Origin of the sequence: Massilia genomosp. 1, assembly GCF_011682185.1 — a bacterium.
Taxonomy (GTDB): Bacteria; Pseudomonadota; Gammaproteobacteria; order Burkholderiales; family Burkholderiaceae_D; genus Telluria_A; species Telluria_A rubra.
In genome coordinates this window covers 101445-114801 of record NZ_WHJF01000004.1, presented here as the reverse complement: position 1 = coordinate 114801, position 13357 = coordinate 101445, and the positions used below count along the sequence as shown (strand labels likewise).

Here is a 13357-nt window from a genome sequence, read left to right as displayed (position 1 = left end):
CTGGCGTCATGACTATTGAACGCTGCTCCTGGGCCAACCCGGCCAATCAACGCTATCTCGATTACCACGACCACGAGTGGGGCGTGCCTTGCCACGATGAGAACACGCTGTTCGAAATGCTCAATCTGGAAGGCGCGCAGGCGGGCCTGAGCTGGGAGACGATCTTGAACAAGCGCGCAAGCTACCGCCTCGCTTTCGATCACTGGGATGCCGAAAAAATCGCCCGCTACGACGCCGCCAAGGTGGCCGAACTGCTGGCCAATCCCGGCATCGTGCGCAACAAGCTCAAAGTGGCCGCCGCCATCACCAACGCCCAGGCCTACCTGCGCCTGCGCGCCGAAGGCAGTTCGCTCGACGACTACCTGTGGGGTTTTGTCGACGGCCAGCCGATCGTCAACCACTACAGCGGCGACCAGCGTTCGCCGGCCAAGACCGCACTGTCGGACCGGCTCTCGAAAGACCTGCTTGAGCGCGGCTTCAAGTTCGTCGGATCGACCATCGTGTACGCCTACATGCAGGGCATCGGCATGATCGACGACCACGCCGCCAACTGCTTCCGTCACGGGAAGCGGCGCGCATGAACTGGCAAAGCATCTGGGGCGAACGCGCCCACTTCGTCATTTTCGATGCCGCCTACGGCGACGGCGCGGCCTTTCAAAAGACGCTGCACGCCTGGCGCAACGACCCGCGCCGGCCCGCGCGCCTGCATTACATTGCGCTGGCCAATGAAGCGCTGCCCGGCTACCGGCGCATTGCGCAAATTGAAGACGCGGTCACGCTCGACCTGCTCAGCGCGCCGCTCGACAGCGCGCTCGAACAACTGACGGCGCGGCTGGACGTGATCTGGCTGCACGACGTCCAGGACGCCGGCACCCGCTTCGCGCACGCGCTGGGCAAGCTGGCCGCGCCGGGCGCGCTGCTCGACGCCGAGGGCTTGACGCACGCGCAAGTGGCGAGCCTGGCGCGCGCCGGCTTTGCCTGGGAACCCGGCGGGCAGCGCGCCGTCTACGCCAGCCGCCGTCCGCAGGCCGCAGCGGCGCCGCCGCGCGCGCGCCACGCCATCGTGATCGGCGCCGGCCTGGCCGGCGCCGCCGCCTGCGAACGCCTGTGCGTGCGCGGCTGGAAGGTGACCTTGATCGAACGCCATGCGCAGCCGGCGCGCGAAGCGTCCGGCAACCGGGCCGGCATCAGCATGCCGCTGCTGTCGAAAGACGACAACCTGATGACCCGCCTGTCGCGCGCCGCCTTCCTGTATGCGCAAGCCTACTGGAGTCGCATCGACGAGAACAGCATTGAGCACGCCCGCTGCGGCGTGCTGCAACTGGCGCGCGACGCCGCCCACGCCGAGGTCCAGCGCGCCATCGCCGCACGCCACCCTTACCCGCTTGATTTTGCCGAGTGGCTGGAAGCTCCGGCAGCGACCGAACTGCTTGGCGCGCCCGCGCCGGATGGGGCCTGGCTGTTCCGCCAGGGGGGCTGGATCCGGCCCGCCAGCGCCTGCGGCGCCATGCTCACCGTCTGCGGCGAAGCGTTGACACGCCACTTCGGCGCCGGCACCGTGACGCTCGAAAAACGCGGCGCCGACTGGTGCGCCATCGATGCCGCCGGCGAGCTGCTGGCGCAAGCGCCGGTGCTGGTGCTGGCCAACGGCACCGGCGCGGCCGACGTGGCGCAAGCCGCCGGCCTGCCATTGACCGCCGTCCGCGGGCAGGTCACCCACCTGGCCGAAGGCGCCGCGCCGGCGCTGTCCTTCGTGCTCTGTCGCGAAGCTTACCTGACACCCGCCGTCGGCGGCCTGCACAGCCTGGGCGCCAGCTACGACGATGACGACGATCCGGCCCTGCGCCAGTCCAGCCAGGACCAGAACCTGGACAAGATCCGCACCATGCTGGGCGACCCGGCACTGGGGCGCGCCGCGCCGCTGCTGGGGCGCGTCGGCTTTCGCTGCGTGGCGCCGGACCGCATGCCGCTGGTGGGCGCCTTGCCCGACCCGGAGGCGGCTGGCCGCATCGAGCGCCTGCGCGACGTGCCGCGCCACCAGGGCGTGTACGGCTTGCTGGGCTACGCTTCGCGCGGGCTGACCTGGGCGCCGCTGGCGGCCGAACTGCTGGCCGCGCAACTCAATGGCGAGCCGCTGCCGCTCGAAGCGGACCTGGTCGCGGCGCTCGATCCGGCCCGTTTCCTGTTGCGCGAAAGGCGCCGCAGCGAGGTAGGATAGCGAACCGGGTCCCTTGTCATCCGGTTATAATTGGTCTGTAGCAACTTTTCTGCAACCGATCGCCGCGCCCAGCGTGGCTGGAGCCGATCACGATGGACGATGCGCCCGAGTCGAACGAGCTGTTTTTGTTTCTTGCGTCCACCGCGCACGATATGAAAAACTCTGTCAGCGTGCTGAGCGGCACCCTGGAAACCTTGCTTGCGCAAGCCGTCCCTGGCGCCGAGGCCGCCTATCCGCAGATGGCGCACATGCTGTACCAGACCAAGCGCCTCAACGACAACCTGATCCAGTTGCTGGCCCTCTACAAGCAGGTCGGTAAGCCTGCTTATCCGTTCGACATGCAGCCGCTGGCGATGGGCGACCTGGTGGCGCAGGTGGCCGGCGCGGGGCGTGTCCTGCTCGACTCGCGCCATATCAAGCTGGAAACGAAGGCCAACCCCGACCTGGTCTGGCATGTGGACGAAGACTTGATCGTCGGCGTGCTCGGGCATGCGATCAACAATGCCATCCATTACACCAAAGACACCATCCGCCTGGCCATCGACGTCGTCGACGGCGACCTGGAAATCCGCATCGAAGACAATGGCGGCGGCTATTCAAGCGCGATGCTGGGCGCCGGCGTGTCGGCCATGCACGGCGCCAGCGCGGGCGTGAATTTCTTGACCAACAGCACCGGCCTGGGCCTGTATTTCTCCAGCGAAGTGGCCAAGATGCACAAGCACCGCCAGCGCAGCGGCCGCCTGCGCCTGGAAAACGGTGGCGCGTACGGCGGCGCCTGCTTCGTATTGAGCCTGCCATGATCGTCGATCCCAAACCGACCGCCAACCTTGCCACCAGCATCGACCTGGTCGACTGGGCCGGCAAGAATTACCTCGTGGTGGATGACTTCATCGGCATCCGCCAGTTGCTGCGCGAAAGCTTGCGCAACCTGGGCGCCAAGAACATCGACCAGGCCTCGAGCGGCGGCGAAGCGATCGCCATGCTGGCGCGCATCCGCTACGACGTGGTGCTGTGCGACTACAACCTGGGCGAGGGCAAGAACGGCCAGCAAGTGCTGGAAGAAGCGCGCGTGCGCAATTTGCTGCTGCCGAGCAGTGTCTGGCTGATGGTGTCGGCCGAGAAAAGTATCGAATCCGTGATGGGCGCGGCCGAACACCAGCCCGACGCCTACCTGATCAAGCCGATTACCGAGGGCGTGCTGCTGACCCGGCTGAACCGCGTGTGGCAAAAGAAACAGGTGTTCAAGCAGATCGACCAGGCGTTTGCCGAAAAGGATTACCTGCGCGCCGCCAGGATGTGCGACACCCAGATCGTGGCCAACAAGCTGCACGAAATGGAATTGCTGCGCATGAAGGCGCGCCTGATGCTCAAGAGTGGCGAGCCCGAAAAGGCGCGCGAAACCTATGAACGGGTGCTGCAGGAGCGCGATTACCAGTGGGCCAAGTCGGGCCTGGCCAGGATCCGCATGGCCAACGGCGAATACGAGCAGGCGCGCCAGATGTTCCAGGGCGTCATTTCCGAGAACCGCTACTACATTGACGCCTACGATCAGCTGGCGCTCACTTACCAGAGCATGGGGCAGATGGAGGAGGCTTGCGCCGTGCTCGAACGCGCCGCCAAGCTCTCGCCCAATTCGGTGATGCGCCAGCGTGCGCTCGGCCACGTCTCGCTCAAGCTGGGCAATGTGGCCATGGCTGAAAAAGCGTTCCGCAAGTGCATTTCGATCGGTGAATATTCGGTGATGAAAACCGTCGACGCCTATCTGGGCCTGGCGCGGGTCTGCGGGCTCAAGCTCGAAACCAAGGAAGCGATGCAATTGCTGGTGCTGGCCCAGCGCGAATTTTCAGGCGAGCAAGTCCAGCTGCGCTGCAAGATTACCGAAGGCATGGTCCACCACGAGAGCGGCGACTTCCAGCGCGCGCGCAAGGCGGGCGATGAGCTCGACGAACTGCTCGTCGCCAATCCGGAACGCCCGGATACGCCCACCTGCCTGGAACTGGCGACCTTGCTGTTTTCCGTGGGGCACCGCGATTCGCCGGTCGAGCTGCTCTGTTACGTGATCAGGAACAATCACGACAACCTGCAACTGCTCGACGACGTGCAAAAAATCTTCGACCGCGCCCACATGGGCGACGAGGGGTTGGCGCTGATCCGGTCCTCGAAGAAAGAAGCGAGCGACCTGATGAACCAGGGCGTGTCGCTATGGAAAACCGGCAAGCTGCCCGAAGCGGTGGCCTGGATGCGCAGTGCGCGCATGAGTTTGCCGAACAACCTGCGCATCCTGTTCAACTCGGCGCAGATCATCATTTCCCATATGCAACAGCTTGGTTTTGACGCCGAGCTGGCGGCCGAGGCGACCGGGGTGTTGCTTCACGTGGACAAAGTCTTGCCCGGGCAACAGCGCTTCGCCCAGCTCATGGAACAGCTCGCCGCACTGGCGCCGGGAGCGGCCGATGGGGCCGGCGGTGTTGAGCCATCCTGAGCCGTTTTCACGTTTGCCCTTGTCCCCACGCTTGCTGGTGATAAACTGCTCACTGCGCGGAAGTTTCCGCATTCAAGAAGAAAGGGACGTACATGCGCGACATCGCAAATGAAGTCTATGAAAAAATGCGTGTAGGCAGCAGTGCATGGATTCGGCCAGTGGCCGCCAAGGGCGATACCGTGCCCTCGTTCCAGGCTGTGCATGAGCAAGTCAAACAGATGGCGGACGATGGTTTGATTACCATTTCGACCATCAAACGCCAGGAAGATGGCTTGATCGACGCGATCAGGATTCAGCGACTGGCGTAAGTGCTGGCGCAATAGCGCAGCCAATACCCTCAAGACCGTCATTCCCACCACTGGCAGAAATGACTTCCCGCGCAGGCGGGAATCCAAGGCCTCTACGCTAAGCGACGGTGCCTTGGATTCCCGCCTGCGCGGGAATGACGGTTTTTTGCGTTAGCGGGAATGACGGTTTTTACGTTGGCGGGAATGACGGTTTTTACGTTAGCGGGAATGACGGTTGTTACGTTAGCGGGAATGACAGTTTTTAAGTTGGCGCCATTAAACTAAGCGTCGCTTTTCGGCTTGGCGCGGCGCGATGCGGCCTTGGCCGCACTCTCCGGCTCGGCCGGGTTGGCGTTTGTCGCGCCCTCGGATGCTCCCTGCGGCGCTGCTTTCCCTCCAGCATCTTCCGCCTGGCCGGCCTTGCCCGCGCCCGCTTCCGGCGTCATCGCCGTCGTTACCGCCTGATTAAATTGTTCCTGAAGCATGTTCCACCACGCCACGGGATTGTTCATCGCGTTCACTGGCGGCGTCTCCTGTTGCTTGACTGGCTCTGGCGCCTTGGCGGGCGCAGGGGCCGGCTGGCTGAAAAATGCCGACGCGAACGGCGCCGCCGCCAGCACCGATTTTTCATCCGCACCCGGCTGCTTGACGGCCGCCGCCAGGGTCGCGCCCATCGATTTCAAGGTGGCGATCGTGCCGCGCTGCACTTCCATGGTCTGGATGGTGCCGCGCAGCATAGATACGTTGATGTTGAGCCAAGCCTCGACGGCTTTCAGGTCTGCGATTTTCTTGTCCAGCTCGTCGAGCGAGACGGGCGGCATGGCCATATTGGGGAAGGACATCCCCGGCACGGCCATGCTTCCCCACAAATTCTTGACGAAGTCCAGCGTGTCGGTCACGGCGCCGACACCGGGGATGTTGGGCATGGGTGGTTTCAGCATGGAAGTCTCCGTTATGTAGAAGCCTGAGCGTAGCAGATAATTATCATCCTATCAAAGCTAGTTGTGCGAGGAGCAAAGCACGCGCGCTGAGCGGTGTCAGCGGCAAAAGCGCGAGACACGTTAAACTATGGCCATGATGATCGCTTCCTTCCTATCCCGACGGCGCCGCGCCCTGGTGATCGGCACGGCGACAGTCCTGTTGCATGTCCTGGCGATCGACTTTGTCGGTGCGCGCATCGGGCTGGCGCCGAGCGCCGCGCCCGCGCCTGAACCGGTGACCATCGTCGCCGTGCTGCACGCGCCGATCGCACCACCTGCGCCAGCGCCGCCGCAACCGACGCCGCCGCCAGCGCGACCGCGTCCGCCTGTGAAAGCCGTGCCGCCGCCCGCCGCCCCGCCGCCCGAGGCCACGGCCGACGCCGAAGCCGGCCCGGCCGACGGCGCGCGCGAGGCCATCGATTCCGCGCCGGCGCCCCTGCAGGCGGGCGCCGCCGAGGTGGCGCCCGCTGTGGAGGTGGCGTCCGCTACGGCCTCCGCTACGGCCGCCGCTACCGCGCCCGAGCCGCCGCCGGTGGCCGACCCTGTGCCGCCCGAACCGGTCAAGCCGGCGTTCAAGGTCAGCCTGCCGCCATCGGCCGACCTGAACTTCGACGTGGCCCGCACTGACCGCGACGGCGGCACCTGGTCCGGGCTGTCGACCATTTCGTGGAAGCATGCCGCCGGGGCCTACAAGCTGTCGATGGAAGCGAGCGTGAGCGTGCTGGTGGCGCGCGTCAACCTGGTGCTGTTGAGCAGCGAAGGTACGGTCGGGCCAAATGGCATCGTGCCGCGCAGCGCCACCGAAAAGCGGCGCGGCAAGACCCAGACGGCCACCCATTTCGGCGGACCGGACGGCAAGATCACCTTTTCCGCCTCCGAGCGCAGCTATCCGATGGTGCCCGGAGCCCAGGACAAAGGGAGCTTCCTGATGCAGCTGGCCGCCATCGGACGGGCCGACAGCGCCCAGCTGGCCAGCGGCGTCGAACTGTTCGTCGGCGAAGAAAAGGACGCCAACCCGTTCGCCTTCGTGCTGGTCGGGCAAGAAGACATCAATACCCCGATGGGGCGCATGGCGACCTGGCACGTCGCCCGTCCGCCGCGTCCGGGGGCTTACAACTCGCGCCTGGATATCTGGCTGGCGCCAGCGCACAACTGGTATCCGGTGCAGATCCGCAATACGGAATCGAACGGTTCGGTCACGACCCAGACGATCCGCAAGATTCTCATCACTGATTTAGGAAACTGATATGCGACCATTATTGACACACCTGTTGGGCGGCGCCGTGCTGGCCAGCGCCTGCGCCGGTAGTTTTGCGGCCGAACATGAAGCTGTGCTGCGCCCGTTCAACCTGGCGCCGTCGGCCGACCTGCATTACACGCTCAAGGCGCGCCAGAAAGGGCTGGCCTTGGCCGGCGATGCCCAGGTGACCTGGCGCGCGGGCGATGGCAAGTACAGCCTGGTCAACGAAACCCGCGCGCAATTGCTCGGCAAGATCCTCGACAGCCGCAGCGAAGGCACGGTCGATACCTACGGCATCGCGCCGGCGCAGTTTGTCGAGAAGCGCTTCCGCAAGGAAGCGACCACGGCCACCTTCGACCGGGGCGCCAAGACCTTGAGTTTCAGCGCCGGCAAGGATACCTTCCCCTTGCTCGGTGGCGAGCAGGACCGCCTGAGCGCGCAGTGGCAACTGGCCGCGCTGGCGCGCGCCCAGCCGGAGAAATTTACGCCAGGGTCGGAATGGCGCCTGTTCGTCGCCGGCCGCAAGGATGCGCAGCCGTGGTCGTTCAAGGTGGTCAATCGCGAGAAAATTGCGACCGGTCTCGGTGAAATCGAGGCCGTTCATCTGTCCAAGGCTCCGCCGCCGGGCGACAAGGACCAGACCATCGACCTGTGGCTGGCGCCGGGGCACGACTGGTATCCGGTGCAATTGCGCTACAGCGATGAAGAGGGCGACTCCATCGAACAGACGGTCGACAAGATCAACAAAAAATAGCCGCTGCCAGGCCCGGACTTTAACCGGTGCCAGGTCTGACATTCGGACACACTTTAACCGGTGCCAGGTCTGACATTCGGACCCGGCCCGGATCGGCACGGGCTCTACAATCTAACCTAACCGGTGCCAGGTCTGACATTCGGACACGGGCTCTACAATCTAACCGGTGCCAGGTCTGACATTCGGACCCGTTTAACCGGTGCCAGGTCTGACATTCGGACACGGGCTCTACAATCTAAACGGTGCCTAACCGGTGCCAGGTCTGACATTCGGACCCGGCCCGGATCGGCACAGGCTCTGCAATCAACTGGTGTCAGACTCTTGTGCTCAAGTTGCCGACATCGGCCAGTTCGTGGATGGCGTCGCGCAAAAGGTCCGCCAGCAGCGTGCTCAAGGCATTCTCATCGCCAGTCGGGCGGTGCATCGTCAGGCTGATGCTCGGCAACGCCGGCAGCTTGCCAGCCGGATCGAGCAGCGCCAGGTTCGACGGCAGCCCGATGCGCGTGCGGATGGTCATCCCCAGCCCGGCAGCCGACCCCGCCCACAACGCGGACAGGCTGGCGCTGGACAAGACACAGCGCCAGGGGATGCCGGCCCGGTCCATCGCATCGGTGGCGATGTCGCGCAGCACACACGGCGCCTCCAGCAGCACCAGCGGCAGTGGTCCGTTTGCGGCGCCAAGCAGCGGATCGAACCCGGCCGGCCCGATCCAGTGCAGGGGCAGGGTGGCGAGGCGTTCGCCGGCCAGCCCGTCCGCGCCGGCATCCCAGGCAATCGCCAGGTCGAGCTGGCCGGCCGCCACGCGCCGCTGCAACTCGGCGCTGCGCGCCACGCACACCTCGATGCGCGCGTTGGGATGGCTGCGGATAAATTGTCCCAGTACACGCGCGAGCAAGGCTTCGCCCACATCTTCCTGCAAGCCGAGCCGCACTTCGCCCGCCAGGCTGGCGCTGCGCAGGGCCAGCGCGGCTTCGTCGTTGACCTCCAGCATGCGGCGCGCATAGGCCAGCAGGGTCGCGCCGGCGTCGGTCAGCGCCAGGCCGCGCCCCGCCTTGCGAAACAGCACGGCGCCGGCCTGGTCTTCCAGTTTCTTCAATTGGGCGCTGACGGCCGAGGTGGAGCGCCCCAGCTGCGCGGCCGCCTTCGCGTAACTGCCGAGGTCAATCCCGGTGGCGAAGGTGCGCAGAATATCCAGATCAAAATTCACCAGTCGCATTGATTGTCCTGTTTTATGGCACGATTGCCATCATATTATCTGATATTAAAAACAGTCGCGCCGGCCGACAATCGAGCCTCCCACTGCATCAGGAGCCCTGATTGCCTGCCATCGCCACCACCGCCACACCCGATCGTCACCGTTGGAAAGTATTGAGCGTGGGCGTTGCCGCCAACGCCAGTTTCGCCGCCGCGTTTGCCGGCATTCCCGCCGCTGCGGTCATGATGCGCTCGGCGTACGGCTTCAGCGACGCCGCGCTCGGCCTGGCGCTGGGCGCGATGGCCTTGGGCATCGCTTGCAGCGAATTTCCGTGGGGCGTGCTGACCGACCGCTGGGGCGACCGCAAGGTCTTGCTCACCGGACTGGGCGCGACCGCGCTGGCGTTGCTGTTCATGGCGCTGTGGGGCGCCCCGGGCGGGCAATCCGTGCCAGGGCTGGGGCTGGTCGGCGCGGGACTGCTGCTCGTCGGCATGCTGGGTGGCAGCGTCAACGGCTCGAGCGGGCGCGCGGTGATGGTCTGGTTCAGCAGCGCCGAGCGCGGCATGGCGATGAGCATCCGCCAGACGGCGGTGCCGCTGGGCGGGGCGGTCGGCGCGCTGATCCTGCCGACCCTGGCGTGCGAGGCCGGCTTTGCGGCGGTCTACGGCCTGTTGTCGGCGTGCTGCGCCGTCAGCCTGTTGCTCACCTGGACCTGGCTGCGCGATCCGCAAGCCGGCGGCGCCGTCGGGGCCGCCGTTGCCGCCGCCGAGGCCGTGCCGCCGGACCGGGGCCGGCTGTGGGCGATGGTGGCCGCCATCGGCATCCTGTGCGCGCCGCAATTCGGCATCCTCACCTTCGGCACGGTGTTTTTGCATGATGTGCTGCATGCCGGGCTGACAGCCACCACTGGCGCGCTGGTCGGCCTGCAATGCGGCGCGATGGCCATGCGCGTCTGGAGCGGGCGCTGGACCGACCGCCACGGCAACCGCGCGCAGTTCCTGCGCGCCGCCGCCTGGATCAGCGTGCTCTGCTTTGTGATGCTGGGAGGGGCATCCTGCTTGCTCGCGCGCACCCTCGCGCACGGGCCGCTGGTGCTGGCCGCCATGCTGGTGGCGCTGGCCGTCAGCGGCGTGTGCGTGTCGGCATGGCATGGCGTCGCCTATGCCGAGCTGGTCACCCTGGCGGGCGCGCACAGGGCGGGCACGGCCTTGGGAATGGCCAATACCAGCGTGTTCGTGGTGTGTTTCGCGACCGCGTCGGCGATTCCCCACATCAATGCGCTGGCCGGATGGGCTGGCGTGTGGCTGGTCGGGGCGGCGTGCGCGGCGCTGGCCTTGCCGTTGTTTGCGCGCTCAGCTCGTGTCCGAATGTCAGACCTGACACCGGGGGCGATACCGGGGGCACCGAAGATTTAGTTGCCTGCTACAGCCGTGTTCGTGTCCGAATGTCAGACCTGACACCGGAGGTGGGGTTAGCGTTGTTTGATCTGTGTGTACGGATTGCCTACTGTGTCGCCGAATTCGGCGAGCGCCTCGCGCAGTTCGGCGGCAATGATGGTGTCGAGCGTGTGGGGATCGAGCGAGGTGGCGAACGCCAACGCATCGGCCAGCCCCAGGGTGCGGATAATGCTGATCAGTAGCGCGGTCGACGCCAGCGAGCGCCGTTCCCAGACGCCGATCGCAAACGCGCTCAGGCGCTTTCTGGCCGCATGCGGCAGGATTTCAAAGGTTTGCCATTGCCTGTCTGCAAGTTGCGCCAACGCTTCCATCATCAACAGCTTTTCCTGCGCGTCCGGCATCCCATGCCGGAACGAGCGCAGCAGGGAGGCGAGTTCCTTCTCCACCTGCGGAGACGGCAAATAATCGGGCAAGGCTGTAATCCTTTGCAACTCTTCGTGATTCACGCATATCTCCTCTTCATGATGTGATATTACTTTAGTTTCAATACATCTTGCAATTATGAAACAAGATTGCAAACAGGGGCGGTACATTTGGACAGATTGCCTTGGCTTAACTGATATACTGACGCCCCCAACGGCAGACCTTAGCCGCAAGCAAGAAACTGGTACCGGAACACGATGATGGAAACAACGGCAGGCGTGGCTGCAGAACCACTGACTTTAGGGCAAGACGACCACGACTCCTTGCAGGCGCATTTCCAGGCCGGCATTTCGGCTGACGAGATCGAGCAAGTCTTTCATTTGAAGCGGGCGCAACCGACCCTGCAAGCGTTTACCGCACTGTTCCACGGCGGCGCCGACGGCGTGTTGATCCGCCTGCTGGTGTTGCGCGAACTGGCGGCCGATACCAGCACCACCGCGTTTTCGCGGGCCGACATCAACCAGAAGCTGGCCTACCTGCTGCCCGAAAGCCTGGAAACGGTGCTCACCCGCCTGCGTTCGCACAGCCTGCTGGCCTGGGACGCCCAGGCCGCCGTGTACCGGGTCACGCCGATGGCGCGCAATGTGCTCTCCTCGCTCGACACCCTGCTGTCGATGGGCCAGGCCGACGACGATGCCGAGATGGGTTTTTTGCTCTCGCAAGTGGCCGGCGCCCAGGCTGTGGGCGGCGTCACCGTGGAACAGCTCAAACACCTGCTGGGGCGCCTGGTCGAACTGACCGAGGAGTTTCGCGATGCGATCGCCTCCGGTTCCGAATTTCGCCTGCGCACCTCGCAAGCGAAGTGGCACATGGCCTGCGACTGGGTCGAGAAGGGCTCCGAGATCCTGCGCGCGATCACCAGCGACGAACGCGCCGATTCGGCCACCCACAAGGCCGCGCAAGCGATCGGCCGCGCCCAGAGCGCGCTGCTGAACATGCAGGGCATGTTCTCGCGCGCGCTCAATCAGATCGAGCGCCAGCGCGTGCATCTGGGCCAGTCCGGCCTGTCGACCACGGACGTCAAGCGCTGGTTGCTGGCGCACGAGGACTTATCGAGTCTGGCGCATGGCGCGATCGACCGCCCGCTGATGCCGCTGTTCGTCACCCCGGCCGAAATGATCGACGTGGCCGAAACCGAACTGCTGGCCGAACGCGGCCCCGCCACGGGCCCGGCCGGCCTGCCGCAAGGCGAGGACGCGCCGCTGACGATTAACGACGGCCCGGCGATCCAGGCCGAACTCGATGACTGGCTGGCGCGCCTGGCCGATTTTGCCAACCTCGGTAACTTCCCCAGCTTCTCGGAGCACGGCCCGAAAACGGTGCCGATCCAGGATTCGCTGCTGCCGGCCAGCTTTGCGGTGGCCTCGTACCGCGCCTCGATGCTGCCGCTCTTGGGCGACGCCGCCGAAGCGAGCCTGCAGGGCGCCACGGCGCAACTGGCGCGCCTGCCGATCACCTTCACGCCCACCGACGAGATGGTGCAGCTGAACGACCCGCACGTATTCGCGATGTCGATCGCCACCCTCTCACTTGATCTGGAAAGCGGCCCGGCCGATGATAAATGACGACTCCCAAATCCTGATTGCGCGCCTGCTGACGCATCAGACCCTGCGCCGCGACGACCGCCTGGTCAAGCGCGTGCTGTCCGATGAACTGTTCCGCGCCGAAGTCGACAAACGCCTGCTCGAATCGGGCCTGAAGTTGCTCGACAACGTGTATGCCGACCATGTGACCCTGGCGCTGCACCGGGCGGTGGAACCGAAGATTTTCGGCGCCAAGGACATCTGGCAAAACAATAACTTCGGCCTCACGCGCGATGGCGTGGCGCTGCTGGTGGTGCTGTGGGCGCAGATCATCCTGCCCAAGCGCGAACGCCAGGAGACCCACCAGAACGCCGCCGACGACCAGAACGACCTGTTCGACAAGGACAAGCCGCTGCCGCGCGCGGAAGACACCTCGATCGGCATTTCGTACACCGCGCTGCTGTCGGACTTCGGCGACAAGCTCGGTAAAAAGACGCGCATGGACATGAACCTGGGCGCGCTCTCGCGCATGGGCTTCATCGAACGGCGCGGCGACGTGATCCTCGAAGGCGCGCTGCTCGACCTGCTGATGGATACCGACGTGCTCAAGGAGCGCATCATCAACGGCGCCCTGGCCGACGTCTTCAAGCGCGCGCCGGTGGTGGCCGTGCCCAGGCCGGTCGTGAGCGAGGCTGCCAACGACGCCGACGCCGACGTAGTGGCCGACGCCGTCTCGGCCATCCCTATCGAGCCAGCGGCCGATAGCGATCCCGCCGCCGATACCCCAACCTGAGGCTA

Annotated in this window: 13 protein-coding genes; 10 read left to right on the top strand and 3 right to left on the bottom strand. The window is 65.3% G+C overall.

Translation table 11 applies throughout. The features are described from left to right. The first annotated feature begins 8 nt into the window (after positions 1-8). The 5 genes from F1735_RS02685 (at position 9) to F1735_RS02665 (ending at position 5008) form a co-directional block, all read left to right on the top strand. The gene (locus tag F1735_RS02685; RefSeq protein ID WP_167235477.1) at positions 9-581 is read left to right on the top strand and encodes a DNA-3-methyladenine glycosylase I; all 573 of its coding nucleotides are present in this window, start codon (positions 9-11) and stop codon (positions 579-581) included. Beyond that, a complete protein-coding gene (gene mnmC / locus F1735_RS02680; RefSeq protein ID WP_167235476.1) occupies positions 578-2218 on the top strand; it encodes an FAD-dependent 5-carboxymethylaminomethyl-2-thiouridine(34) oxidoreductase MnmC in 1641 nt (546 codons plus the stop codon). Before F1735_RS02685 ends, mnmC begins: the two co-directional genes overlap by 4 nt. A 92-nt stretch (positions 2219-2310) precedes the next feature. After that, the gene (locus F1735_RS02675; RefSeq protein ID WP_167235475.1) at positions 2311-3018 is read left to right on the top strand and encodes a sensor histidine kinase; all 708 of its coding nucleotides are present in this window, start codon (positions 2311-2313) and stop codon (positions 3016-3018) included. Further along, positions 3015-4700: a tetratricopeptide repeat-containing response regulator gene (locus F1735_RS02670; RefSeq protein ID WP_167235474.1), complete on the top strand. Its 1686-nt coding sequence runs from the start codon at positions 3015-3017 to the stop codon at positions 4698-4700. Before F1735_RS02675 ends, F1735_RS02670 begins: the two co-directional genes overlap by 4 nt. A gap of 92 nt (positions 4701-4792) precedes the next feature. Next, positions 4793-5008: a hypothetical protein gene (locus tag F1735_RS02665; RefSeq protein WP_167235473.1), complete on the top strand. Its 216-nt coding sequence runs from the start codon at positions 4793-4795 to the stop codon at positions 5006-5008. 260 nt (positions 5009-5268) lie between these two features. On the opposite strand, the gene F1735_RS02660 is transcribed toward F1735_RS02665, so the two are convergent. Next, positions 5269-5928, bottom strand: a complete 660-nt coding sequence (locus F1735_RS02660) for a PhaM family polyhydroxyalkanoate granule multifunctional regulatory protein (RefSeq protein WP_229505591.1) — start codon at positions 5926-5928, stop codon at positions 5269-5271. Between the two features lie 133 nt (positions 5929-6061). Here F1735_RS02660 and F1735_RS02655 point away from each other — a divergent pair, with 133 nt between their 5' ends. Both F1735_RS02655 and F1735_RS02650 read left to right on the top strand, forming a co-directional pair. Continuing rightward, positions 6062-7213, top strand: a complete 1152-nt coding sequence (locus F1735_RS02655; protein WP_167235472.1) for a DUF3108 domain-containing protein — start codon at positions 6062-6064, stop codon at positions 7211-7213. 1 nt (position 7214) lies between these two features. Further along, complete coding sequence (locus F1735_RS02650) at positions 7215-7961, top strand: DUF3108 domain-containing protein (RefSeq protein WP_167235471.1); 747 nt, start codon at positions 7215-7217, stop codon at positions 7959-7961. A gap of 313 nt (positions 7962-8274) precedes the next feature. Here the strand turns inward: F1735_RS02650 and F1735_RS02645 are convergent, their stop codons facing one another. Continuing rightward, positions 8275-9177 carry a LysR substrate-binding domain-containing protein gene (locus F1735_RS02645; protein ID WP_167235470.1) on the bottom strand — a complete coding sequence of 301 codons (903 nt, stop codon included), beginning with the start codon at positions 9175-9177 and terminating at the stop codon, positions 8275-8277. Between the two features lie 101 nt (positions 9178-9278). Here F1735_RS02645 and F1735_RS02640 point away from each other — a divergent pair, with 101 nt between their 5' ends. Continuing rightward, positions 9279-10571, top strand: a complete 1293-nt coding sequence (locus F1735_RS02640; protein ID WP_167235469.1) for an MFS transporter — start codon at positions 9279-9281, stop codon at positions 10569-10571. A gap of 56 nt (positions 10572-10627) precedes the next feature. Here F1735_RS02640 and F1735_RS02635 read toward each other — a convergent pair whose 3' ends face one another. Further along, positions 10628-11059, bottom strand: a complete 432-nt coding sequence (locus F1735_RS02635; RefSeq protein WP_167235468.1) for a hypothetical protein — start codon at positions 11057-11059, stop codon at positions 10628-10630. 174 nt (positions 11060-11233) lie between these two features. On the opposite strand from F1735_RS02635, the gene F1735_RS02630 reads away from it, so the two are divergent. Then, positions 11234-12601 (top strand): hypothetical protein, encoded by a 1368-nt coding sequence (locus tag F1735_RS02630; RefSeq protein WP_167235467.1) that lies wholly within the window; start codon positions 11234-11236, stop codon positions 12599-12601. Then, on the top strand, positions 12594-13352 hold the full coding sequence (locus F1735_RS02625; RefSeq protein WP_167235506.1) for a hypothetical protein: 759 nt from the start codon (positions 12594-12596) through the stop codon (positions 13350-13352). The genes F1735_RS02630 and F1735_RS02625 overlap by 8 nt, the downstream gene beginning before the upstream one ends. Positions 13353-13357: the final 5 nt, after the last annotated feature.